A 24730-nucleotide genomic window follows, 5' to 3' on the forward strand; every position below is an offset into this window, starting at 1 on the left:
GCTACTTAACAGGCTTGTTCTGACAATGTTTTATCGCGTCCGCCATTAATTCAAGCGCCGTCTTGTCACACTCAGGCAAGGCAGCATCACTAGAATTAATTGGTGTGACTCGTTCACCCCATTTTATATGACCCGCACCCCAAGTTAAGCCAGCTCCAAATGCAGCAAGAAGCAGATTGTCGTTTGGTTTTACTTTACCTTGCTCAACGGCTTCACATAATGCGATGGGAACCGTTGCAGCCGAAGTATTACCATACTGTTGAATATTAACGAACGCTTTCTCGCGCTCAATACCAGACAAATCGCACAAGGTTTGAATAATACGGATATTTGCTTGGTGTGGGATGACCACATCAATGTCTTCTTTCGTCAGGTTAGAACGAGACAAAACCGTGTTCGCCGCAGCGCCCATGCCCTTAACTGCTCGTTTAAAGATCTCTTTACCGACAAATTCAAATTCGAAGTAACCATTGTCCGCAGCAAAACGGTCCATTGCTGTTCCGAATTTAGGAACCGCTAGAATATCACGCCCTTTCGCATCGCAACCTATCTGAGCATCTTGCAAGCCAACTTTAGTTTCAGTGCGGCTAAGAACCGCAGCGCCTGCGCCATCACCAAAAAGAACCGCAGTATCACGCTCACTCCAATCAAGGAAGAAAGAAAGACGCTCTGCACCAATCACAATGGCGTTACGATAATTTCCCGATTGAATCAGTTTGGTCGCAGTTTCAAGACCGTAGACAAACCCTGTACATGCAGCATTAAGATCGAAAGCCGCTGCAGAAGGAACACCCAAATTTTGTTGAACGCGTGAAGCCGTATTCGGGATGAGGGAATCTGGAGAACAAGTGGCGACGATAATAAGGTCAACATCGTCTGCTGTAATGCCAGCACAGGCCATCGCATGCTGAGCCGCTACGGTTGCCATATCTGACGTATTTACATGACTAATGCGACGCGCTTCTATTCCGGTTCGAGAACGAATCCACTCATCAGAAGTTTCCATAACTGTACTTAGGTCATGGTTGGTCAGTGTCGCTGGTGGAAGGCACTTACCCCAACCAGTAATCTCCGCATAAAAAGTTGTCATTCTGTACCTATTTATAATGGATCATTAAGCAATTTTCCCATCATATCACAACATTTTGACTCGAATTGCAAATAGACATTCCGGAATAATTAACGCCCATCAACAATACATTCATCGAGCCCCGAAGCACTCACACCTAGCATTTACCAAATAAATAGAACGAGTTATTTAAACCTCTCCCCACAGTCGCAAAAGTGACCATAATTTGGGTAATACTGTTCGAGTCATATGTTTTACAAGGTTGACATACACGACGTTCGTTCGCTACTTTCAATCAACCATTAAGTTTGTATGTGTCTGTAGTGAAAAATCTAGCACGTTTGGATACAACTCATCGAAGCAATCACTAAACACGGAATAATTTCTTTCTAAGTCAGTACCACATTCAGCTAGAGGTCCCATCCTCAGGCTTCGCTGTGACATTCTTTCTAATGCATAGCAAACGTTATCAAAGTCCCGATACGATTCTAACCATCGCTCTCGCCACATATAGTCGCTCATGCGAATAAAACGTTCAGGTAATAGAACTGAATCAACCTCACAGGCAGTGTTTACCTCAATTTGTGCAAAATTGACGAAACTCGCCAGTGTCATGGCGTGGTGACTATCCCAACTTTTGGCTAAACAATGATCCCAAAACATATCCATAGCGATAGGAGCAAAACGGCGATTATCTACGGAGAACAGTGATTTACAATGCTTAACCATTTCATGGGTGTCGGTATATGAATCCACACTTCGATGTAAACGAATCCCTTTTGCAATAGCCGGAGAGAACTGCTTGTCCGGATCGCCTTTCACAAAGTCACCCAATAAATTGCCTAGCATATTGCTTTCACAATGATGGGCGATATGTAGGTGCGCTAAAAAATTCATACATTACCTTTCGAATTATATTTAGTATTGAGTGTGACCCTTATCGCGTAAAAGTCCAAAATACTGTTTTTCAATAGCTTGTTTTTTGAAATGGTTAAAGTAGCTGTAAACCTAACGACACAGCACTCACAAAACCAATCCTCGTGTGAACCTCGACTTACTCAATGTGACAGCGCTACTATCTTGCCAGCGTTTTAGGCGGGCAACGTAATGACGTCCTAAAACAAAATAATAAATACTCGCCAACGATGGCGGTTTTACGACAAACAAAGGAATGCAATTTCATGGACACGGATCATAGTTTACGAGAAAACCTGCTTGCGCTTTTACTTGGAAGTGCACTGGTCTCGCTTGGTGTTATTTTCTTCAATCAAGTTGGCCTATTGACAGGTGGCACAGCCGGACTTGCTATTTTTATAACCAAAGTCACCGCCCTGACATTTGGACAAGTGTTCTTTGCCATTAACCTGCCCTTTTACTTGCTTTCAGCCACTCGCATGGGTTGGCCGTTTACTGTCAATACCTTCATCGCCGTCAGTCTCGTATCATTTGCGGTCGATCATCTACACCATGTCATTGAACTTGCTCATCTCGATCCACTTTATGCAGCAATGATCGGTGGTGGATTAATTGGCATGGGCATGTTGGTGATCTTTCGACATAAGATGAGCCTAGGAGGCTTCAATATCCTAGCGTTATATCTTCAAGACCGTTTTGGCATTCGAGCAGGAAAGGTTCAAATGGCTTTGGATTGTTTAATCGTAATTTTATCTCTCTTCATCGTTGATTGGACATTAATTGTATTGTCGATTCTAGGGGCAATTACCACCAATCTTATCCTAGCTATGAATCACAAGCCCGGTCGCTATCAACCGGTTGTTACTGCTAAATAGACAGTTACTGTTAAATAGACAATAACGAGTTGTAACCAGTAGCAAACGTAGAATTGGCGGTAACAAACGTTATCCGCCAATCCTACTTATACCTCAGCCTCCAGTTTTCCCGTTACCTTGTCACAAATATATTCTCCAATGGGTAATGCTGACGTCGCTGCCGGAGACGGTGCGTTGCAAACGTGCAAGCTTCTCTTACTTTCCGCAAATAAAAAATCATGGACAAGCGTGCCATCGGATAACACAGCTTGCGCTCTAATGCCCGCAGGATATGGCTTAAGATCGTTAATAGTAATACTAGGACAATACTTATTCACCGCTTTCAGATATCCCGCTTTCCACCAAGAATTTTTAAACTCAGACAACCCAGTTTTTAAGTGTTTTCGTGTTACCTTCCAAAAGCCTGAATACGTCAGCATCTGCCAAGTGTCTTTCCAGCTCACATTGACGGTGCCATAACCTTCTCTCTTCCAACCTTGTACCGCATTTGGGCCCACCGTCACTGAGCCATCTATCATTCGCGTTAAGTGCACACCAAGAAAAGGTAAGTCTGGATCTGGGATGGGATAAATCAGATGGTTAACCACGTTATTATGTCGGCTATCTAAGCGATAATATTCACCTCGATACGGAATGATTTGGAAGTCTGTTTGTAAACCAAGTAATTGGGTCATTCTATCGGCCATTAGCCCACTGCATGTAATCAAAAACTGGCTTTGGATCGTTACCTTTTTACCTTCTGAGATGCAGCCGAGCACAATATGTTCATCATTTTCGGTGAGTTGAGTGACCTCGGTTTGCAATTTAATGCTGCCGCCCTTTGACTCAAACTCACTCGCCAGACGCTCTGTGACTAAGCGATAGTCAACAATACTGGTGCTCGCCACGTAAATCGCACCTAAGCCAGTGATATTGGGTTCTGCGAGTTTGAGCTGAGCTTGGTCAAGTAACGTGACGTCAATACCATTCACATGGCATCTTTTATACAGCTCCATCATGCGCTGCTGTTCAATCGCGTTGGTTGCCACCAGCAACTTACCGCAGTTTTCTACTGGTATATCATGCTCACGACAAAAGGCGATGGTTCGCTCAACGCCACGCTTACAAAAATCCGCCTTCATGCTCCCCGGCGCATAATAGACACCCGCATGAATCACGCCGCTATTGTGGCCAGTTTGATGCCGTGCAAAGCCCAACTCTTTTTCCAACAATAAAATGGTACGATTGGGGTATCTTTGCTGCAACTGCCAAGCTGTGGAGACGCCAACAATGCCACCGCCCACCACCACATAGTCATAGTCTATTTCCATGTTGTTCCTCAAGATGCTGAAGCCGAAGGTAGCGTCGATTTTGCTTGCTGAGCTTTCACTTTCTGCTCATTAAAGACTCGGTTACTGTGCATAAAAATCAGCACAAATACGCCACTGGCGAGCAAGCGCACCATAAGAGGCAGATCATGCCAAACTAGGCATACACCGACTCCAACCAGTACCAGTCTTAAAAGAATGGTTAACGGCCCCTCTAAGTACCCTTCAATGGCGCCAATCAACGCATAGGTACCAATAATGGCAAAGAATCCGACGCTCACCACCGACATGACATCCCAGCTAACCAGCCCGGTATAAGCAATCAGCAAGGGCACCAGATACAGCCCTTTCGCGATTTTCCATGCCATTAACCCGGTTCGCATTGGAGGCGTTTTCGCAATGGTCGCGGCTGCAAACGCCGTTAAGCACACAGGTGGGGTGACGTTACTGTCCTGAGACAGCCAAAATATGATTAAATGCGCCGCGAGTAACGCCAAACCCACCGCTTCCATTCCAATACTTTGTTCAAGTAACGTTTCGACAAAATCTGCTGGGACAAGCGCGACCAATTCTTTTGCTGTTTCTAACGACATAGGTGCATTGAGTAGATCAAGACGCTCAGGCGCAGCCAACATAAATATGGCCTTGGCTTGTTCCGGCAATTGACCCGACATCATCAGTTCAAACAGTTGATTTTCTGCAATAAGCTTATACAAAGCAGGGGCCGACAAAGTCCCTAATACGATATAAGCAGCCGTCACAGGTAATCCCATACCAAGCACGAGAGACGCTAAGGCGATCAACAGCAGCATGACTAATAAATTGCCACTTGCCCAGCCGTCAATCATAAGAGAGAACGTGTTACCAATGCCGGTTGTACTGATCACATTAATCACTAAGCCAATACCAACGAGCAATATCGCCGTGGTCGCCATATTCTTCGCGCCTTGCGAAAGCGCTTCAATGATGGCTTTCGGTCCCATTTTATGATCTTTCGAGAACCAAGACGCCACCACGACTGACAAAATTGATATACCCGCCGCGTACGTTGGGGTAAAACCTTGCACCAATAACGTCACGAGAACCGCAAGTGGGATAAGGTTATGCCAACCTGAAATAAGTACTTTCCACAATGGCACCTCACTCGTGGTCACTTTTTGTACGCCGCTGCGTTTGGCTTCGATACGAACAAAGAAAGCAACAGATAAAAAGTAAATCAATGCGGGGACAAATGAGACCGCGATAATATCCACATAAGGAATTTGGGTGTAAGACGCCATGATAAACGCGCCGGCTCCCATAACGGGCGGCATGAGCTGCCCACCTGTCGATGCTGCAGCTTCTACGCCCGCAGCAAACCGAGAAGGAAAGCCCGCCTTTTGCATTAATGGGATGCTGATGACACCTGTTGACACCGTGTTGGCGACGCTCGACCCCGAGACCGATCCCATCAACCCTGATCCAATCACCGCAATAAACCCGGGGCCACCGATTATTTTCCCGGCCGCGGCGCGAGCTACATTAATAATGTAGTCACCCACTCCTGAACGAACCAAAAATGCCCCAAACAAAATAAACATGAACACAAAGGTCCAGCTAATACGAGAAATCGCCCCGAACATACCTTCAGAAGAATAAAAACTGCGATACAGCAAGGTTTCCATGCTTAAACCGGGAAAATGAAAAATCCCACTGGCCCACTTACCCCAAAACACGACATAACTTAAACAAATTAAAATAAGAATGGGAATGAACCAGCCCATTGTGCGGCGAATGAGCTCAATAACAATGACAATCGCAAGGATCGCGAAGACCCAATCACTCGTCACAAACTTCACGCCTCGTTCGTACAGCGCATCTTCTGCGTACGGGATATAGAGCAAACAGGCCATCGCCCCCAGTGCGATAAACACATCCACAACGAGCGCAATTTTGCTCGACTTCAATGAGACATGAGCGGGATACCACAAGCTGCATATCACAGCAAACCCAGCAAAGTGCGTCGCAGAAATCCACAATTCTGGTAACGTCGATAATGTATTAAACCATATATGCAATAAAGACAGCACCACACCAAAAACGGTAATGGTTGTCGTCACCCACGGGAAATCACTTCGGGTAGGTAACTCGAACTTCTGCAATTCCTTCTGTACGTTGTCACTCATGACATACTCCAAGCCTTTTGGCTTCTTCTCCTAACCATTTGGGTATGCCCCCTGCTTAGCAAGAGGCAATGTCGAGTGTGTAAAAGGACGTGGTTTCAAGAAGACCTACGCCCTATGACTCATCACTCTTATGACTCATTAGCCTTTGCAATTAAACTATTGAGCAATCAGGTGGGAAGGGATATCAAGCCCTACTTCTTTATAGTAGCGGGCGGCACCCGGATGGAGTGGTACAGGTAGGCCAGCAATGGCTTTTTCTAGTGCCATCGCTTTGGTTGCTTTGTGAATACCTTGCAAAAATGACAAGTTCTCATAGATAGCTTTTGTGAGTTCATATACGTCGTCTTCAGAAATATCGTCTCGTACCGCTAAAAAGTTAGGTTGCGCAATCGTGGTGATCGGTTTATCTAACCCTGGGTAGGTATTCGCTGGAATCTCGTATTTCGTCCAAAGCGTAAAGCCACCGTTCGCTTCTTTGATTTGCTCGTCGGTGAAGGACAGAATAGAAATATCATCACCTAGCGCTGCGAAAGCTTGCGTCACCGCACCCACAGGCACACCAGCTGGCGTATTCATGCCATCGATGGTGCCATTTTGCAATGCACTGGCACTGCCGCCGTATCCCATATAGGCGAGATTGAATGAGTTAGGGTCAACGTTCAAACCTTTCATAATTTGGCGACCTGAGTTTTCTGTCCCCGAGTTCTTCTTACCTATTGAGAACTTCTTATCTACAAGGTTATTTAAGTCGGAAACCGTTCCTGTTTTCGCTAACTCTGTACGTACAATAAAGTGCTCTACATTTTGCCAAAGCATAGAGACCGAACGCAATTGCTCTTGACGACCTGTCTTCGCATAAGGGCCTTCACCAGACCATGCCCAAGCGCCATATAGACCTTGTAGAATCGCAAACTGTGCTTCATTTTCATTCAGCAACTTTACATTTTCGCCCGATCCTGCAGAACTAATTGCAGATAAAGAGAAATGATACTTTGGCGCCAACTTCACTTTACTTAATGTTGCCAAGGCGACGCCTACAGGATAATACGTACCCCCTGTCGAGGCCGTGGACAAAATATAGCTTCGCTCTTCCGCGGCAGCGACATTCGCAGCCAGTCCAAAAGAAGTGAGGGCGATGACCAACGCTTTAGCTACTCTATTTCTGTTCATTGTTACACTCCGTGTTATTTAGTGTTGCGAACTCGTTACTTGTAAACTCTTAATTGCAAGCACAATGCCAAAACACTAACCAACTAATTTAACGATATTAAATTTAAATTTAGCAACAAAACAAGCAAGATATTGCTCAAATAAATCCGTTTCGATAAGCAAAATATTGCTCATAGATACCAGTGACAAATCACCTGACTGCGTGAAAATGTTAACAATGTGTGATCAAGTAAGCAGTTTAAAATAAATAACACTAAGCAAGTTATTGCCGATCACACCGTACATTTTTAGGGACTCAATGCTTGTTTAGCCACTCAATACGTTTCCGGGTACTCAGGTAAACCGAAAACGAGTGTCAGGTGAAATCTGCCCTGTTTAACCCTAATTTTTGCATTTTTTGATTGAGTGTTCGTCGCGGTATATCCAACTCTAATAGCACATCACTGATACAGCCGCGGTGACGAGCCAGCGCTTCACTCAACACCTTCCTTTCAAAATTATGCAGCTGGATCGCTAAAGGTACGCCACTTTGGCTGGGCTCTGTGGTCGAACTGGGTCTCGTGGTGATAATCTCCATTACGGAAGTCGTATCATCTAACGCAAAACGAACCGCAACGTTTCTAAGTTCACGTACATTACCCGGCCAGGCATAACTGAGCACAGCCTGTCTATCTGCATCACTGAGTGTTCGGGTTTCAGTCCGGGTCTGAGAAGCGAAGTGTTCAAATAGAATCAGCGTATCTTTATCTCGTTCACGTAACGGGGGAATATGAATTTGTGCAACATTGAGGCGATAATATAAGTCTTGTCGAAACGCTCGGTTCTCACTGAGATCCTCTTTAGCCGCGGCGATGACTCTAAGATCCGTTTTGATCGTTCGGTTACCACCAATTCGTTCCACGGTATTTTCTTGGATGCTTCGTAGCACCTTAACCTGCATGGCTAATGGCATACTTTCTATTTCATCAAAAAATAATGTACCTTTATCGGCATATTCCAACTTACCAATTCGTTTACCGCTTGCTCCGGTAAACGCCCCTGCTTCGTGACCAAACAGCTCACTTTCAAATAAGTTTTCTGGAATAGCACCACAATTAATCGGTACAAAGGCTTGGCCATGACGAGGACTTTCATTATGCAAACTCGTGGCGACTAATTCCTTACCACTCCCCGTTTCGCCATAAATAATGACATGAGTATCTATCCTCGCTAACCTCACCAACTGCTCTCTCAGCTGCACCATTGCGTCACTTTTCCCAATAAGTACTTGCTCTAAGCCACTAATACTCGCTAAGTAGTCTTGACGATCTTGGACAGACATTTGAGACCGGTAGGAATCAACGGCATCTTGGACTCTTTGTGACAGACGCTCTGGTTGGAAAGGCTTTTCGATAAAATCAAAGACACCGTTTTGCAGCGCCTTTACCGCCATATCAACATCACCATGCCCGGTAATGAGAATCAAAGGGGTCGTAATATTGTTTGCGACTAACTCAGAAAATATGGTTAAACCATCGATATCCGGTAAACGTACGTCACTGACTATCGCATCATAGTCATCGGTGAGCACCGCCGACTTCCCCTCCACGCCATTACTGAACGCATTAACGTGGAATCCTGCTAACTGTAACCATTGGCTTGTTGCTTGGCGAACAATGTCATCATCTTCGATGAGTGCCACACGTGGTGCTTCGGAGAAAACCATAATCTATTACCAAAATGAATACGCCTCACCTACGGTATGGAAATTTTCAATGAGATAAAAGGAGCTAGCTCTCAATTTATGATCACAACTCTTTTACAACCCGTTAAAACAGCGCAGTCTTTTAATGAGGAAAATTAACCGATCGCAGGATGGATAATGAGGAAGAAATGGACAGCTGCTGTGGTTATCATCACGTTGATCGCCTCTTTTTATTGGACGAGTCGAGAGATCGCTCGACAATGGCTTATCAGTCAGGCTCAAGAGCAGGTCCAGCAGCGGTTGTTAGATTATATTGGCGAAGTACGTCGCACCCTTAAACGCTTCTACCACCTCCCCTATCTTGTCACTAACAACCCTAAAGCGATCGCCTTAGTTCAAGGTGACATCCGTCAAATTGATGCGATTCAAGAAGAGCTATTGCAGCTTGATAAAGCGGCTAATACCGAAGGTTGGTTGATTTTATCCGTTACCGGCGAAGCATTAGTGTCTAGCCTAATAGGAGAACGCTTTAGCCTCTCGGATAGACAAGCCATCGCTCGACAAATTCACTCTCAAGGGGAAGGCGTTTCATTGGTGAGTAAGACAAAAGGCTCAAGCCCGTTTTATTATCTTACCGCGCCTATTTTTGACGGATTAACAATTGCTGGCATCGCCGTAGTACAAATTGATCTGAGCCTTTTAACTGATCAGATCATTACCAGTAGCGATGTCATTGCTTTGCAAAACCGCCAAGATCTATTTTTCTTATCAAGTAGCGCTCGATACAACGCAGACTGGTTAAACGACTCGAACCATCAGGTCCTACGAAATAGCCATTGGCTTTATAACAACACTCGTATACAGGCTTGGCAACTTGCCGACGCTCTTCATGTAAACGATGAACGTTATTTGGGCCATACGGTGACCTTAGATGATTTGAACTGGAAAATTAGCTATCTCACACCAATGAAACCGATACAACAACGTATTAACGACATCGGTTGGAGCTCGATCACCTTATTATTATTCATCCTCTTACTTGGCATTATCATCTTTCAACGTCACCAAAAACAATTAAGCAAACAGCAGATTCAAACTATTTTGGAAGAGTCTCAACAACGACTCACACAGATGATCAACAAAACACATGTTGGATTAATGGTGATTGATGATAAGGGGCTTTTGTTTGATGTTAACCCCATGGCTCGACGTCAGTTTTGTTTACCTGACCGCCACAGCAAGTCGATAAAAGCATGGGAGTTGTTTGATGCGGGAAACCCCAACTCTACGACGCTCAAGCTGCTAAAAAACTTATCGACTCACAAAGAGCATACCGAATTAAGCGCCGTTGATACGATGGCAAAACGAAGTGATGGTAGCCTTTTCCCCGTCTTATTTTCATTAACCTTGTTTCCTTGGCATGGACAGGCTTTTTTTCTTGCCACGGTCATCGACATCAGCAAAAGAAAAACGGCAGAACAAGCGCTTCAGCAAGCGAACCAAGATCTCGCGAGGCGTGTAGAGGAGCGTACTCAAGCACTGAAGCATGCGCAAGATGAGCTCATTCAAGCCAGTAAAATGGCGGCCTTAGGCCGTATGTCTAGCGCTATTACGCATGAGTTAAATCAACCGCTCACTGGGCTTCGCACGCTCCTAACCACCAATGAGCTATTAATGGAGCGCAATGAGCACGATATGATGCGTGCCAACAATACCCTCATTCAGACATTAATCGACCGTATGGCGAATATGACTCGTCAGCTAAAGAGTTTCGCCTACAACAAACCAGAATTACTGAGCGCAATATCATTACCTGATATTTTGGAAGAAACGCTGCGTATTTACCAATCTGCATTATCTAGCATTAACGTCCGAGTCCGAGCGCCATCAGAGTTGCCCCACATTCTTGGTGAAGAACAGCGCCTTAGGCAAGTACTCGGTAACCTTATTTCGAACGCTATTGACGCACTCAATCATGTTGAGCGCCCGACTCTCATCATCACAATGAACTGCGTTGGCTCAATGGTCGAAGTACACATTATAGACAATGGCTGTGGCATAGAACCGTTATCGTTAGACGCGATATTTGAACCCTTTCAAACCAGTAAAAAAATCGGGGATGGGCTTGGTTTGGGCTTATCGATCACGGCGAATAATATGCGAGACATGAATGGCACTATAACGGCGCGCAATAACCGAAAGCAAGGAATGACGTTTACGTTATCTCTACAAATAGCGTCATGATAAGACTCCCTATCGTCATATTCTTTATGGCCTATTTCTACGCCCCTGCTTTTGTAAAATGTGAACAACAACAAAGTTTAAGGCGTAGGCCGCGAGAATGATGTGGATTGACTGATGGCTGCGTACAGTAAGGGTGAAAAATAATAACAATGGAATGACCATGAATTACAAGACTCTATTCACCTGTATGCTAGCTGCTGCGCCGTCAATGATGGTAACGACTGCTCTGCATGCCTCGCCTTACCTTACTATTTCGACAACCACCACCAGCCGAGATTACCCGATAGAAGATGGCCAAGCGGTCGTTATACCGTTAACCAAAGATGACTATCAGCTTAAAGTGTCTGGAATTAACGCGCAGTGCGATAATCACTTACCTGATAAAATCAAATTTAATACCCCTATTCCTTTATTATGTGGCCAAGATTCTGACTTGCCCCTAAAGATCAGGTTCACCGGTGACTATGCGTTCACTTACGATCAAGAAACTCACTCATTAGTTTTTAAGCGACAGCCTAAAAAGGTGGCTAAAACAGAATTTAAGCGCCCATTGCCCAACGTGACGTGCGAAGTATTTAGCGAAGGCGAAAGATCCATTGATCTTGCCGAAAGTTATCCTGACGGAACCGTCTTACAAGATGCTTTATCTGGGCAAAAAGTGATTGTTAAAAATGGGCGAGTGAACGTGACGCCCTCGATGGACAATGGCGGCTTAATGCTTCTAGAACCTGTCGCGACGCCGACTCGAACGAAACCCGTACTGAATTATCGAAATGCCAATATCTATTTCGTCATGGTTGACCGCTTCAACAACACAAGTTCAACACAGCCCCAACCTTATCAACGACAAAACGACAATAAACAAGAGATTGGTACGTTTCATGGCGGCGATCTAAATGGCGTAACTGAAAAACTCGATTATATAAAGAGCCTCGGCACTAACGTAATTTGGCTTTCTCCGATTGTCGAACAGGTTCATGGTTTTGTCGGTGGCGGGGACAGCGGTTCCTTTCCGTTTTATGGCTATCATGGATACTGGGCACGTGATTTTACCAAAGTCGATGAAAGCTTTGGTAACGATGCTGATTTAAAACGATTGGTCGAGGAAGCACATAAACGAGATATAAAAGTCCTTCTTGATGCTGTTATTAATCATCCCGGATACGCGACATTAGCGGATATCCAATTTGACCAATTGAAAGTGATTACAACTCCCGAACATTTCCCTGCATTGTGGGCTGAATGGGCGCCCAAAAATGGCGAAAATTGGCATAGCTTCCACAGCAGTATTGATTATACTTCAACACACTGGAAAGATTGGTGGGGAGCGGATTGGGTGCGCACTGGACTTCCCGGTTATGATAAACCTGGTTCAAGTGATACCACCTTATCTTTGGCCGGTTTACCCGACTTTAAAACCGAATCATCGGATCATGTTACCCCTCCTCAATGGCTACTCGATAACCCTGGAACACGCGTCACAGCGCGTGAAGATTATACCGTAGCCGATTACCTGATTGAGTGGCAAACAGACTGGGTGAAACGTTTTGGCATCGATGGCTACCGCGTTGATACGGTCAAACATGTCGAGGCTGATGTTTGGTTAAAACTGAAATCAGAAGCGACATCCAGTTTGCAACAATGGCGAGAATCAAATAACACCTCAGGCCAACCATTTTGGATGATGGGCGAAGTATGGGGTCACAGCGCTTATCGAAGCCCATACTTTGATGATGGATTTGATGCATTAATCAATTTCGATATGCAGAAGAAGCTTGATAAAGGTGCCGCTTGTTTCAGCCAAATGGCCGACACTTATCAGCATTACTCCGACTCAATCACCAATTCTGACGACTTTAACCCCGTCAGTTATATGTCATCCCACGATACAGAATTGTTCTTTAGTCGTTTTAAAGATTATGACATGCAAAAAAATGCCGCGAATGCCCTTCTTCTCAGTCCGGGTGCCATACAAGTTTACTATGGTGATGAAGTCGCGAGAAACATTGGTCCTTTCGCTGATGATTTTCATCAAGGTACTCGCTCTGACATGATTTGGACGTTAACCGAGGATAAACAAAAACTACTGGATCATTGGAAAGTGGTTGGACAATTTAGAGATCGCCATCCTGCGGTGGGTGCTGGACAGCACCAAGTACTTGCCAATGAAAATGCGTATGTGTTCTCGCGTTCACTAGGAGACGACCGCGTTGTCGTCGCCTACTTCGGTAAATAGTTTGATGTGGGAAGTCTTTATCTGACAGGGCAATGAAGCCGAGTTTCTTTCTTTAAAGGTACTCGGTTTCTACGCCTTACCTATTCACATCCTTCTACTTGCGTTGTAAAGTGCCTCCATTATCAACCAACCGTGTTGTGTCGATGAAAGACCACGTACAACATGAATAAGGGATACCATGAATAGTGAAAACGAAGTAATTGAAAATCTTGATGATTTAGAAGCATTTTTATTATCTGTAGAAAACGGCGGACTCGGGTTAGAAGGCGTTGCCGGTGTAGGTATAGCTACGAACAATTCAGATGGACGTCATTTTGTTGCGGTATTTAATGAGAAGCAACAATTGCTTTTAGCCCGATGGATCACTGACAACGTGTTTGAAACTGGCAAAGATTTAGTCCGAAACGGACCAAAACGCCGTTAATGCCCGTTCTACGCTAGCGTTTCAGCCTTACTAAATATGCCTCAGCCATTTAAAGATATCTCCTATTATTAAATGGCTGATTCCAACCTACACACCATCCTCTAAATAACAGCCAAACCCGTTCATTTAGCTGGCACTTTACGACAAAATTATTCAATTGATACCATAACAATTTCCATCACAAATAAGCACACCAGCCCCAGAAGCCACTCCCTTATATTGATTTAAATCAATAAACTAGCCGCACAACATCACACTTCAATGATACAGTTTCGCCGTTTGTAAAGCTGTGTAAATAACGTTGAGCCGTCATACCAAGCTAGACTACAAAATTACTATTCGATATTAGTTTTTGATTCATTAAAACCATCGAATTACAGAATTTAAGTCATTGTTTTACTACATACGCTATTAGCAGAAAAGGATTCTCTATGAGTAAAAAGCTCACCACAGCTGCAGGCTGCCCTGTTGCACATAACCAAAATGTACAGACGGCAGGTAAACGCGGTCCCCAACTCCTGCAAGATGTTTGGTTTTTGGAAAAACTCGCACACTTCGATAGAGAAGTCATTCCCGAGCGTCGTATGCATGCCAAAGGTTCCGGTGCGTATGGTACTTTTACGGTTACACACGATATCACCCAATATACCAAGGCTAAGCTGTTCTCTGAAATAGGCAAAAAGACCGACCTATTTGCACGATTCACTACCGTTGCCGGTGAACGCGGTGCCGCTGATGCAGAACGAGATATCCGTGGTTTTGCTTTAAAATTTTACACAGAAGAAGGCAACTGGGATCTAGTTGGAAACAACACACCAGTATTCTTCTTGAGAGATCCATTAAAATTTCCAGATCTAAATCATGCCGTTAAACGTGACCCAAGAACGAACATGCGTAGCGCAAAAAACAATTGGGATTTTTGGACTTCACTACCGGAAGCATTACATCAAGTAACGATCGTAATGAGTGACCGTGGGATCCCTGCCAGTTATCGTCACATGCACGGATTTGGTAGCCATACATTCAGTTTTATTAACAGTGATAACGAACGATTCTGGGTTAAATTCCACTTCAAATCACAGCAAGGCATTCAAAACTTATCCGATGCAGAAGCAGAAACAGTCGTCGGTAAGGATCGTGAAAGCCACCAACGTGATCTATTGGACAGCATCGATAATAAAGATTTTCCGAAATGGACATTAAAAGTTCAAATCATGCCTGAAGACGATGCGGGGAAAGTACCGTACAACCCATTCGATCTCACTAAAGTATGGCCGCATCGTGATTATCCACTAATCGAAGTGGGTGAATTTGAACTCAACCGTAATCCTGAGAACTTCTTTGCAGAAGTTGAGCAATCGGCATTCAACCCTGCTGCTGTTGTACCAGGTATCAGCTTCTCTCCAGATAAGATGTTACAAGGTCGTCTGTTCTCGTATGGGGATGCTCAACGATACCGTTTAGGTGTTAACCATCATAGTATTCCAGTAAATGCGCCACGTTGCCCAGTACACAGCTACCATCGTGACGGCGCAATGCGTGTCGACGGTAACCATGGTGGCACTTTAGGTTATGAACCTAACGATCAAGGTGAATGGGCTGAGCAACCTGATTTTTCAGAGCCACCATTGAGTCTTGATGGTGCCGCCGATCACTGGAATCATAGAGAAGATGAAGATTACTTTAGCCAACCGGGTGATTTATTCCGCTTAATGACACCAGAAAAGCAAGCCATATTATTTGATAATACAGCTCGAAATTTAGAGGGTGTCCCTAAAGAGATTCAGGTTCGACATTTAAAACACTGTTACCAAGCTGATCCTAACTATGGTAAAGGTATCGGTTCCTTGTTAGGTATTGACGTAAGCGAGTTTAATACACTGTAACTTTAAGTCTCACACGGTGGTGCTGGAACGACATTACCACCGTGTGTTATTCATTTCACTGACATTTCATCATGTAATTCATCCTCGCGTTTTTCTATTTTCTCTCCCGCTTTAACGGTCGCAGTCCATAGTTGCCCGCTCTTCGCTTTGTCATAGCCATAGTCATATAACGCCTTCATATAATTTTCGTCAAAAAACTTTGACTCATCCGTCTTAACATCAAAGTCTTTCTCTATGTTTGTCAAATTCGCATTGGCATTGGCCGTACCACTCCCACCATAAGCTTCTGATGCGGATTTTAAATCAAAGCCATAAGTATTAAAGAATAGTTGATGAGACAACCCACCATCGACATGCATTTCCTCGTAAGCTTTACCATGGTCATACACAGTAAAGTACTGAGGAGGAAAAATCTGGGAATAGAGTAAGAAGAATGCCTATCTCAACTTTAATCAAGAAGATGACCTCGCAACATTCTATGAGTTAATCAAAGATGCTGATGTCTATGTCAATGGTTATGCGCCAGGTCGGTTACAACATAAATTTGGTATCACTACCGATAAATTATTATCTATCAATCCAAACTTAATCATTGTTTCGAGCTCTGCTTTTGGCGAAGTTGGTCCTTGGAAAAACCGTCACGGCTGGGAAAACATTGCACAAGCTGCCGTTGGCTCTTCATTTGATCATGGTTTAACAAACCAGCCAATCCTCTGCCCTTACGGTTTCATAACGGACTACGGCACTGGCTTGATGGGTTCGATGGGAATTCTAAAAGCACTCCATAACAGAGCGTCAATCGGTGGCCCGCAGCAGGTCAGTGTTTCACTTGCCTCAACATGTATGTGGTATCAAGACCAGCAAACCCAACCTGTACTCAAAGACAGTGAGGCGATGTTAAAAACAATACAAAAAGTGGTGTCAGGTGGGAACATCAGTCAATTTTCAACAGATACCATGACGCCATTTGGGCGAATTACCCACCTAAAACCGGTGTTGGTTTATTCGCAAACACCCGCTTACTGGGCGCGACCAACCTCTCCGTTGGGAAGTGATTTGCCTAAATGGGACTAGGCTTACATGGTTGTGGAAGCAAGAGCGCATTTTCTTGCTTCCCCATCCATTCCATATCCGGCATCAACACATTGGTGCCGGATACTTTGATGCGTTAGTACATTGATAAGTTCGTATTTTTACACGTTACTAGTTTTACGCATTGATAGCTTTATGCATTGGGACTAAGAACACGCCTTTGGCTATTAACCCGTTCTTAATCCGAGGATCTGATCAATGTCAGAAAGATCCGAGTATAAGACAAACCCTTCCTCAGCTGAATCTATAGCGACAATAGACATACGGTCAGCCAATTCATTACCTTCAATACCAACGTGACCATTAACATGGTAAATGTCGATATTCTCTTTAATTTCTAGATACAGGGAATACATTGGTTGAATTAAATCCAGATTTTTTATTTCTCCTCCTGATTTTTTCCAACCTTTTGCCGACCAACTTTTCGCCCATGTAGTGATGCACTGGATGGCATACATTGAATCGCAATAAATGCTGACTGTCTGGCCTTGAGCAAGTTTTTGTTTGGCTAATAACATCGCCTCATATAACCCATTCAACTCGGCAGTATTATTGGTACCAAATGACTGGTACTTGCCATACCACAGTTCACTTAAGACGTTAGCACTGTATACCGCAATACCAGTTCCGGCTTTACCCGGATTCGGCTCACAACCACCATCGGTGAATATTTTAATATCGAACGGCATCATGTCGATTGTTTGTTGCGTCAACTTTTCTTTGGTGGTGTTGGATGCGTTTGCTTTGGATACGTTAGCTTTGGGCGACTTTTTAGACGCAATTGAATTGGATTTAGCCGGAGTTGAATTAGGAGTTGGCGTGCCAGTTGATCCAAACGCAGTCTCTGCTTCGGCTAGTGTCGGAAATGATTTATATCTCGCGCCATTGAAGCGGTCTACCTGCGCTTTACACTCTGCCCACGTCAAAAAGATACCCGTTTCACGTCCTTTCCAAACCACATAATACTTCTTTGCCAATGTTGTACCCTTAAATGCTGTGCCTTAATTTTCATCACAGGTTAGACCGTCAAACGAATCCTCGTAAAGCCTGTAACCAATGATGTTGTACATTCCGACTACCTTAACCAAGTCAAACGTCAATTTCCATTGCCAACACTGCTTTCCTGCAACTGCAGACGAGCACGCTTGGATATGGGTAAACGATGAGGTGAAGTAAGCATATCTTGTAGCCGCGATTGCCAATACCTATTTGTTACTAGCTATTTGCTACTAGCCATTCACTAATGCCCGTAGCGGAATATCGACATAAACGGAAAACATGAAAAAAGCCAGCACTAAGTGCTGGCTCTAAAGTTGTTCGTTGTACCTTATTACACAAGTTTCATTTCTTGAATGATATCCGATGCAATTTCAGGTTTCGTACTCGTTGGTTTCTCATGGAGATCAGATTTTAGCTGTCCTTTACGATTTCGCAAACCTGCTTCAAGTTTTTTCAGTGCGGCTGCGATAGCTGGATACATAACATCGTCGGTTGATTTTGCTACAACTCGAACACCTTCGTAGTTGGTAAAGACTTCCACATTATGCTGCCCATGTTCCTTTGTGATAATAATGTCGCAGCTGATCAGTTGTGGAAAGTGAGCGGAAACCTTCTCAAATTTGCTTTCAATTTCTTTGCGAGAGTCATCGTTGATTGATACATGATGTGTTTGAACATTTACTTTCATATAATTCTACCTTTCCAATCACTGTGTGATTTAAACGTAGCAAACTCCGCGTAGTTTCACCAAGTGAATTTGTGCTCTTGTGTGATTAACTTCCGTGTTCTCAAATAATTTTCACGCCACCCCTTGAATACGTCACCATTCGACAGAATATGTTAGGGGCAAGTGATTCACTCTTGTCATTTTTCACTGCAAAACAAGAAAATTGCTTCCTATTCTGGTGGTGTCCCGATTCTACTGCAAGCCTCAGCGAATCGATGACATCGAGCATACGCGAGAGCGATAATCCTTCTGAATGACACTCACAATTAGTGACAGCGTCACGCATCACTACTTATTCTCATCGGTTTTTATTGTCGAGCAATTCGTCGCGGCTGTCTCATTATTCTTAAAGCGAGTATTTTTCCTTTCTTCCTTATGTTAAGTACAATTAAAGCATTGCCGTACACCGCGATATTTCTAATGAAAAGAACGGTATGAAAGGAACAGACCATGAAATCAATCTCTTCAACGACAACCCTCATTTTAGCTACAATGCTGATTAATACAGGTTTAATTTCAAGTGCCATTGCCGGTGCACCTGCAGATACTATTTTAACCAACGCGACGATTTATGGACATCACAATGCCGATTCAATCGCTGTGCAAAACGGGCGTATTGTCTATGTAGGTCCCGTATCAAAGATTAATGGCTATCGTTCTGCAAATACGAAGGTCCTTGACTTAGAAGGTGCCATGATACTGCCTGGGTTTATTGATAACCATAATCATGTATTTGAGGCAGCCTCAGAAGCTGGCGGGAACTGCGAGCTTAGTATGAGCGCGTCTCTTCTAGAACATATTCCTGCTTTAGAAGCCTGTCGTCGCCAATCTAAGGGCGATGGTTGGGTTATGGGTTATGGTTTCTCATTAGACGCCGTTTTGGACAGTAGCAGCTCACTCACGCCGCTTCAGGTCATTGACCGTATTTTTCCAGATCGACCCGTTATCTTGATGGAGCAGACTTCTCATTCTATGTGGGTTAATTCTGTGGCATTGCAACTCGCGGGCATCAATAAAGCCTCTCCAGCCCCACAAGGCGGCGCTATCCTCAAAGACGAAGTGACAGGCGAGCTTAATGGCATATTGTTTGATAATGCCGGTGATATCGTGATGGAATTGGCTTGGAATAACCTCGATGACCAATTCAACCAAAGCTATGATGGCCTAATAATGGGATTAAACGAAGCGGCAGCACATGGTATCACGACCATTGGTGACGGGCGACTATATTGGAAGCGTGGGTGGTATGAGGTATGGCAACAAGCACTAAAAGACAATGTCTTGACGGCTCGCATTTCTTTGCGCCCTTGGATCTACCCTGCTGACCCAATGAATAAACAGCTCGCTTTTCTAAAGTCTGTTTATTCTAATAACCCATCCCGCTTACTAATCGTCAATCAAGTCAAAATGTACAGTGATGGCATATTTATTAATGGCACAGCGAAAACGCTTACGCCTTATCGAGATACCTATCTACCCGACTTCCCTTACGGGATAAATTACATCCCACCCACGCAAATGAAATCATGGCTGACGGCTCTTGATAAAATGGGGTTCAGTGCGCATATCCATGCGATCGGAGATGGTGCCGTTCACGAATCACTCAATGCGATTGAGTCAGTAAGAAAGGCCGGATCAGACAAACCCTATACACTGACTCACGTTGAACTCGTCAATAAAAGTGATATTCCTCGCTTTAACGAACTCAATGTTACAGCCGATTTTCAAGTCGGCTCAGAGTACATTGTGCAGCATGAACACCAATGGGCTGAACCCTTTTTAAGTCAATCTCGAGCCAATGCTATGATGAACCCACGAGCAATACTTGATACAGGGGCTAACCTCACTTTAAGTAGTGATTGGAACGTGCACGACATTAATCCACTCGTTGGTATATCTAACAGCTTACGGATGGGCAAGACTGGCTTTCACTCCATTGAACAAGCGGTCGATGCATACACGATCAACGCAGCCCATAGTTTAGGAATAAGCGATGTGACAGGGTCAATTGGTGTTGGGAAATTCGCTGATTTCGTCGTACTAAATAAGGACATCACTAAAATTCCAGTGTCTGAGATTTCGAACACAACCATTTTGATGACGTGGTTAAACGGAGTTATGGTTTACAACTATGGTATGCAACAAAGATGAGGACTAACGACAAGTACGAGATTATCGCCTTCTAAAGTAGCCGTTGAAACCGTCAGGCTAACAGTTACAGCAACAGAGCAACCGTTAACGCAAGTTTATTGAATTGAAATGTTGGTGATTTAAATATTGGCTCATCAATGCCGTGATATAACTCGCAGCGTACAATGCAAGAGGCTAATTTTTCAACATAAAATTAGTGACCCGTATTATGCTTAAGCTGATGAGAGACCACTCAATTAAAAAAGTGAAAAGGTTTAGTACATGAAAAAGAACACCATTGATACCCAGTTAAGCCAATGCTGTCCAAAATGTAACGCCGATGAATATTTACTGTCCGATAGCGGCGAAACCTTCTTATGTGCAAATTGCGGGTTTTACACAAAAGAGTACTCAAAAGAGTGGACCTCGATGTACATCAAAAAGATGATGGTGCAGACAAGGATTAGATTACGAACTAACTGCGTGATGCACTGACCCATTCAAGTCACTGATATAATCCACCACTTGATCCATTGCCGTTAAGCACACTACGTTGGATTGTTTGATATGGCATACTTTAGCAAAATGAATCGTATTAATATCCGTCGCCACCCCCATCGTCACCCCTTTAATGGTATCGTCGATATAGACACACTCATTGGGTAAAAAGCCCATCATCGTTACGGCATATCTCAACAAATCGGGCTCAGGTTTCCAGCTGTTTGCATCAAAAGCAGAAATAACTCGCCCTTTAAATCTATCTGCCAAACCGACAATCGTTAACATATGAATGGCTTTGTGTGTCGGACTGTTTGTCACAACGCAGTATTCAACGCCTTCGCTATCCAAATAGTCCAATAGAAGTTCGACGCCATCGATAGGCGTCAACTTAGATTCAAACAGTTCGGTGGTAATTCGACGATAAATTGGCTCGAGAATATCCAGTGACACACGTGAACCCGCAGCCTGCTGCGCCGACATTAACACGTCTGCTATCTTCCCACCGGTGAAGTCTTCGCTGACGACCGTTAAAGGTAACGTAACCCCCACCTCTTTAAAGGTGGCAACAAGTGCATCACAACACAGCATTTCGCTATCGACTAGCGTGCCATCACAATCGAACAAAACGCACTTAACTACCGTCATATCTCTCTAAGTCCATACTACTTAATTCGTCGTAAATATTAACCGACTATGAGTACGCAAAACGGTATCTACGCGAGGGTTTACAACATTTATTTAAGTAATAGTCGAAACTTCCAAGCCGATCACCGTTTTTCAATCCAAACTTCAGATAAGTTTGAACTTTCTAAACTCTGTATTAAAGACAACGCGATTCGGTCATAATCGACCGCAGTATCTGAACTAATAACGTCAGAAACCAGCATAACGTTATCGTCTTGACTTAATAATGCGGCGCACGTTGGCTGACCATCCTCAAAACCAACATACAACCCATAGTCAGGTTCAAGAATAATTTGAGTTAAGAACTCCACGATAAGGTTTTGCCCTTCTTCGGTTCCCCATTGCTTAGATTGCATTAAGGCAAACATAACAGTAAGTCGATGAAAGTCGACAAGGTGCCACTCAATATTCACCTTCTGCATTTCTGAGTTTGGAACAGACTCTAAATATCGACTCGTGAGTGAATCAAGATACAACGCTCGCCCTTTTAGGCTTTCTGGGGTAGGAAATTCCACATCAACTTGGCTCGCTAACCATTCATTCTTTTTGTTATATAGAGCAATTGCCGCGTCTTTCATTGTAAATCCTATTTGATTTTTTGCTGACCGTGGTTATGGTATACGTAAGCTCTTATATTAAAGGATTACACCAATATGTTGAAAAAGCTCTTGATCGTTCCAGCTATCGCCCTCGCCCTAACAGGTTGTGGAGATAAGGAGGTCGGTGATGTTTCACTTGGCATGTTTACATTAAAAGACATTAAACTCAACACATTAACGGACCCCGAGGTCCCTGGTGTAACGTGCCACATCGCGAGTATCGAGGCCAACTTGAGCTTTTCAGATCCAAGTGACAGTTCAATATCTTGCCGTCAAACTGGCGAAATTACGCCTGAAATGATAGCACAGATAGACAGATCTAAATCTGGAGAAATTGTCTTTCGAAAATCAAAAAGTATTCTATTTAAAACCATGAAAGTACGACGTATTTTTGATGCTGACAACCAAACTATTATGTATTTATCTTACTCAACGAAAGAGACATCGGGTAGCTTTAAACATAGCTTGTCAACGGTACCGCTTTGGGGAACTAAAGCTTATGTAGAGACCGTAGAGACCGCACAGTAGTCCAATCATTGGGTAGTCCAACACCCGTTGACTACCCATAAAATTTAGCAGACTTCAAATTCGTTACTCTCAAATAAAACGAATGTATTACCTTAAACGCCATCCTTATCTCTTTTCCCGCGACTATTTTTGTCGCCCATTTCATCCATCCTAGCGACATTGGATCGCCCTCCCTTGTGAAACGAGACGCTTTTAAACCGTGTGACTCACTTTAGATAAAAACCAAAGGGTAAGAATCAACTCACAACGTGCTGATAAAGATTCTTTTCTTTAAAGGCTTGACGGTTATTTTTTATTTGTGGCTACGGTGACATCGCAGCGTGATGCGCAGATGAAATCATTTTTGTGCAGGCCTTTGATCGAATGGCTCCACCATGTCACCGTGACTTGGCCCCACTCCAATAAGATAGAAGGGTGATGAAATTCTTCTTCCGCCAACGCTGCCACTTTATTACTAAATGCCCACGCCTGCTTAAAATTGTTAAACTTATACACTTTTTCAAGCTGTGGGATACCGTCTCTTTCGATAATCTGCCAGCCAGACAGCTCCAACAGTAAAATTTGTTGATCATCTTTATTAAGCGCAATGGCATCGATACCGCAGGCTTCACATTTTTGTTCATTCAACATGTACTGGTTCCTTGGGTTCATAAAGTGGTGGTAGTAATCCCGCTTCTATCGCGCGATCAACGTGCTGTAAAAGGTTTGTCTGACTAATTTTAAAGAGTTCAGACAAACCCTCGATGACGTAATATTTAGGCTGCATGATATCGATGCGATAAGGGGTTCTTAGGACAGTATGTATATCAAACTCATCACGGATCGCCACGTTCCCTTCTAACGCATAAAGCGTTTCTGCTGGAGACGAAAGAATGCCACCCCCATAGATTTTCAGTTTCTGCCCCTCTCGGACTAAGCCGAACTCAACCGTAAACCAATACAAACGAGCAAGATAAGCGCGCTGCTTGGGTGTTGCCACCTGTCCTAGTTTTCCATAATGTTCCGTAAAAGCAGCGAAATCGGTATTAGTCAACATGGCACAGTGGCCAAAAATTTCATGGAAGAAATCAGGTTCTTGTAAATAATCAAACTCATCTCGTGTTCTAAGAAAAGTCGCGACAGGAAATCGCTTGTTGGCGAGTAAATCAAAGAAATGGTCAAAATCGATCAATGCCGCAACAGGCTGCACCTGCCAGCCCGTAGTTTCCTTTAGCACCTTGTTTATCTCAGGGAGCTGAGGAACCCTGTCTGAGGGTAGATCAAGCAGGGTCAAACCATGCAAATACGCATCGCAAGCGCGATCGTTGACGACGTTCAATTGCCTTTTCACTAAGTCGTGCCAAATGGCGTCGTCTTCGAGGCTCCACTCAACCCACCCCTCTTGGCTCACGGGCTTAGAATGATATCGAGTCATTATCCACCTCCTAACGAATGTCTCCCTTTAAGCCTACCTCCACTCTTACTAAGCGCCAATTTGTACCATTTATTGAAACCA

General features: G+C 43.9%; 20 protein-coding genes and 1 pseudogene. 8 read left to right on the forward strand and 13 right to left on the reverse strand.

Going from position 1 to position 24730, the window contains the following annotated elements:
* Window position 1: 1 nt before the first annotated feature.
* Window positions 2-1090 (reverse strand): ketoacyl-ACP synthase III, encoded by a 1089-nt coding sequence (locus ACE1OE_RS11585; RefSeq protein ID WP_102468553.1) that lies wholly within the window; start codon window positions 1088-1090, stop codon window positions 2-4.
* A gap of 270 nt (window positions 1091-1360) precedes the next feature.
* Window positions 1361-1966, reverse strand: a complete 606-nt coding sequence (locus ACE1OE_RS11590; protein WP_449211145.1) for an acyl carrier protein phosphodiesterase — start codon at window positions 1964-1966, stop codon at window positions 1361-1363.
* A gap of 284 nt (window positions 1967-2250) precedes the next feature.
* Between ACE1OE_RS11590 and ACE1OE_RS11595 the strand changes: the two genes are divergently transcribed.
* Window positions 2251-2859, forward strand: coding sequence for a YitT family protein (locus tag ACE1OE_RS11595; protein WP_449211146.1), 609 nt, complete (start codon window positions 2251-2253; stop codon window positions 2857-2859).
* A gap of 86 nt (window positions 2860-2945) precedes the next feature.
* Here ACE1OE_RS11595 and lhgO read toward each other — a convergent pair whose 3' ends face one another.
* The 4 genes from lhgO to ACE1OE_RS11615 form a co-directional block, all read right to left on the reverse strand.
* Window positions 2946-4169 (reverse strand): L-2-hydroxyglutarate oxidase, encoded by a 1224-nt coding sequence (lhgO, locus tag ACE1OE_RS11600; RefSeq protein ID WP_449211147.1) that lies wholly within the window; start codon window positions 4167-4169, stop codon window positions 2946-2948.
* 8 nt (window positions 4170-4177) lie between these two features.
* Complete coding sequence (locus ACE1OE_RS11605) at window positions 4178-6331, reverse strand: TRAP transporter permease (RefSeq protein WP_449211148.1); 2154 nt, start codon at window positions 6329-6331, stop codon at window positions 4178-4180.
* Window positions 6332-6487: 156 nt separating this feature from the next.
* Window positions 6488-7501, reverse strand: a complete 1014-nt coding sequence (locus ACE1OE_RS11610; protein ID WP_449211149.1) for a TAXI family TRAP transporter solute-binding subunit — start codon at window positions 7499-7501, stop codon at window positions 6488-6490.
* 355 nt (window positions 7502-7856) lie between these two features.
* Window positions 7857-9206 carry a sigma-54-dependent transcriptional regulator gene (locus tag ACE1OE_RS11615; RefSeq protein ID WP_449211150.1) on the reverse strand — a complete coding sequence of 450 codons (1350 nt, stop codon included), beginning with the start codon at window positions 9204-9206 and terminating at the stop codon, window positions 7857-7859.
* A 156-nt stretch (window positions 9207-9362) separates the two neighbouring features.
* Between ACE1OE_RS11615 and ACE1OE_RS11620 the strand changes: the two genes are divergently transcribed.
* The 4 genes from ACE1OE_RS11620 (at window position 9363) to ACE1OE_RS11635 (ending at window position 15975) form a co-directional block, all read left to right on the forward strand.
* On the forward strand, window positions 9363-11429 hold the full coding sequence (locus tag ACE1OE_RS11620) for an ATP-binding protein (protein WP_449211151.1): 2067 nt from the start codon (window positions 9363-9365) through the stop codon (window positions 11427-11429).
* A 160-nt stretch (window positions 11430-11589) separates the two neighbouring features.
* The gene (locus tag ACE1OE_RS11625; protein ID WP_449211152.1) at window positions 11590-13665 is read left to right on the forward strand and encodes an alpha-amylase; all 2076 of its coding nucleotides are present in this window, start codon (window positions 11590-11592) and stop codon (window positions 13663-13665) included.
* A gap of 178 nt (window positions 13666-13843) precedes the next feature.
* Window positions 13844-14089: a hypothetical protein gene (locus ACE1OE_RS11630; protein WP_449211153.1), complete on the forward strand. Its 246-nt coding sequence runs from the start codon at window positions 13844-13846 to the stop codon at window positions 14087-14089.
* A 431-nt stretch (window positions 14090-14520) separates the two neighbouring features.
* Entirely contained in the window at window positions 14521-15975 is a 1455-nt protein-coding gene (locus ACE1OE_RS11635; RefSeq protein ID WP_449211154.1) for a catalase, read from the forward strand.
* Between the two features lie 50 nt (window positions 15976-16025).
* On the opposite strand, the gene ACE1OE_RS11640 is transcribed toward ACE1OE_RS11635, so the two are convergent.
* Entirely contained in the window at window positions 16026-16364 is a 339-nt protein-coding gene (locus ACE1OE_RS11640) for a hypothetical protein (protein ID WP_449211155.1), read from the reverse strand.
* A 49-nt stretch (window positions 16365-16413) separates the two neighbouring features.
* Here ACE1OE_RS11640 and ACE1OE_RS11645 point away from each other — a divergent pair.
* Window positions 16414-17049 (forward strand): annotated as a pseudogene (locus ACE1OE_RS11645) (CoA transferase); the annotation flags it as partial.
* Window positions 17050-17234: 185 nt separating this feature from the next.
* Here ACE1OE_RS11645 and ACE1OE_RS11650 read toward each other — a convergent pair.
* Both ACE1OE_RS11650 and hpf read right to left on the reverse strand, forming a co-directional pair.
* Window positions 17235-18044, reverse strand: coding sequence for a ribonuclease H family protein (locus tag ACE1OE_RS11650; protein ID WP_449211156.1), 810 nt, complete (start codon window positions 18042-18044; stop codon window positions 17235-17237).
* 353 nt (window positions 18045-18397) lie between these two features.
* Complete coding sequence (gene hpf / locus ACE1OE_RS11655) at window positions 18398-18754, reverse strand: ribosome hibernation-promoting factor, HPF/YfiA family (protein ID WP_372059641.1); 357 nt, start codon at window positions 18752-18754, stop codon at window positions 18398-18400.
* A gap of 489 nt (window positions 18755-19243) precedes the next feature.
* Here hpf and ACE1OE_RS11660 point away from each other — a divergent pair, with 489 nt between their 5' ends.
* A complete protein-coding gene (locus tag ACE1OE_RS11660; protein ID WP_449211157.1) occupies window positions 19244-20944 on the forward strand; it encodes an amidohydrolase in 1701 nt (566 codons plus the stop codon).
* A 447-nt stretch (window positions 20945-21391) separates the two neighbouring features.
* Here the strand turns inward: ACE1OE_RS11660 and ACE1OE_RS11665 are convergent, their stop codons facing one another.
* Together ACE1OE_RS11665 and ACE1OE_RS11670 are read right to left on the reverse strand one after the other, a co-directional pair.
* Window positions 21392-22069 (reverse strand): HAD-IA family hydrolase, encoded by a 678-nt coding sequence (locus ACE1OE_RS11665; protein WP_102468543.1) that lies wholly within the window; start codon window positions 22067-22069, stop codon window positions 21392-21394.
* 122 nt (window positions 22070-22191) lie between these two features.
* On the reverse strand, window positions 22192-22686 hold the full coding sequence (locus tag ACE1OE_RS11670) for a flavodoxin (protein WP_102468542.1): 495 nt from the start codon (window positions 22684-22686) through the stop codon (window positions 22192-22194).
* 75 nt (window positions 22687-22761) lie between these two features.
* Here ACE1OE_RS11670 and ACE1OE_RS11675 point away from each other — a divergent pair, with 75 nt between their 5' ends.
* Window positions 22762-23235 (forward strand): CreA family protein, encoded by a 474-nt coding sequence (locus ACE1OE_RS11675; protein ID WP_372059644.1) that lies wholly within the window; start codon window positions 22762-22764, stop codon window positions 23233-23235.
* Window positions 23236-23520: 285 nt separating this feature from the next.
* Here the strand turns inward: ACE1OE_RS11675 and ACE1OE_RS11680 are convergent, their stop codons facing one another.
* Together ACE1OE_RS11680 and phhA are read right to left on the reverse strand one after the other, a co-directional pair.
* Complete coding sequence (locus ACE1OE_RS11680) at window positions 23521-23865, reverse strand: 4a-hydroxytetrahydrobiopterin dehydratase (protein WP_102468540.1); 345 nt, start codon at window positions 23863-23865, stop codon at window positions 23521-23523.
* Window positions 23855-24649 (reverse strand): phenylalanine 4-monooxygenase, encoded by a 795-nt coding sequence (gene phhA, locus ACE1OE_RS11685; RefSeq protein WP_372059646.1) that lies wholly within the window; start codon window positions 24647-24649, stop codon window positions 23855-23857. Before phhA ends, ACE1OE_RS11680 begins: the two co-directional genes overlap by 11 nt.
* Window positions 24650-24730 lie beyond the last annotated feature (81 nt).

This window comes from Vibrio sp. E150_011 (assembly GCF_053544015.1).

Bases quoted from the DNA above. Each gene is read 5' to 3' on its own strand.
- ACE1OE_RS11585 (WP_102468553.1), bottom strand. From the start codon at position 1,090: ATGACAACTTTTTATGCGGAGATTACTGGTTGGGGTAAGTGCCTTCCA.
- ACE1OE_RS11590 (WP_449211145.1), bottom strand. From the start codon at position 1,966: ATGAATTTTTTAGCGCACCTACATATCGCCCATCATTGTGAAAGCAAT.
- ACE1OE_RS11595 (WP_449211146.1), top strand. From the start codon at position 2,251: ATGGACACGGATCATAGTTTACGAGAAAACCTGCTTGCGCTTTTACTT.
- lhgO (WP_449211147.1), bottom strand. From the start codon at position 4,169: ATGGAAATAGACTATGACTATGTGGTGGTGGGCGGTGGCATTGTTGGC.
- ACE1OE_RS11605 (WP_449211148.1), bottom strand. From the start codon at position 6,331: ATGAGTGACAACGTACAGAAGGAATTGCAGAAGTTCGAGTTACCTACC.
- ACE1OE_RS11610 (WP_449211149.1), bottom strand. From the start codon at position 7,501: ATGAACAGAAATAGAGTAGCTAAAGCGTTGGTCATCGCCCTCACTTCT.
- ACE1OE_RS11615 (WP_449211150.1), bottom strand. From the start codon at position 9,206: ATGGTTTTCTCCGAAGCACCACGTGTGGCACTCATCGAAGATGATGAC.
- ACE1OE_RS11620 (WP_449211151.1), top strand. From the start codon at position 9,363: ATGAGGAAGAAATGGACAGCTGCTGTGGTTATCATCACGTTGATCGCC.
- ACE1OE_RS11625 (WP_449211152.1), top strand. From the start codon at position 11,590: ATGAATTACAAGACTCTATTCACCTGTATGCTAGCTGCTGCGCCGTCA.
- ACE1OE_RS11630 (WP_449211153.1), top strand. From the start codon at position 13,844: ATGAATAGTGAAAACGAAGTAATTGAAAATCTTGATGATTTAGAAGCA.
- ACE1OE_RS11635 (WP_449211154.1), top strand. From the start codon at position 14,521: ATGAGTAAAAAGCTCACCACAGCTGCAGGCTGCCCTGTTGCACATAAC.
- hpf (WP_372059641.1), bottom strand. From the start codon at position 18,754: ATGAAAGTAAATGTTCAAACACATCATGTATCAATCAACGATGACTCT.
- ACE1OE_RS11660 (WP_449211157.1), top strand. From the start codon at position 19,244: ATGAAATCAATCTCTTCAACGACAACCCTCATTTTAGCTACAATGCTG.
- ACE1OE_RS11665 (WP_102468543.1), bottom strand. From the start codon at position 22,069: ATGACGGTAGTTAAGTGCGTTTTGTTCGATTGTGATGGCACGCTAGTC.
- ACE1OE_RS11670 (WP_102468542.1), bottom strand. From the start codon at position 22,686: ATGAAAGACGCGGCAATTGCTCTATATAACAAAAAGAATGAATGGTTA.
- ACE1OE_RS11675 (WP_372059644.1), top strand. From the start codon at position 22,762: ATGTTGAAAAAGCTCTTGATCGTTCCAGCTATCGCCCTCGCCCTAACA.
- ACE1OE_RS11680 (WP_102468540.1), bottom strand. From the start codon at position 23,865: ATGTTGAATGAACAAAAATGTGAAGCCTGCGGTATCGATGCCATTGCG.
- phhA (WP_372059646.1), bottom strand. From the start codon at position 24,649: ATGACTCGATATCATTCTAAGCCCGTGAGCCAAGAGGGGTGGGTTGAG.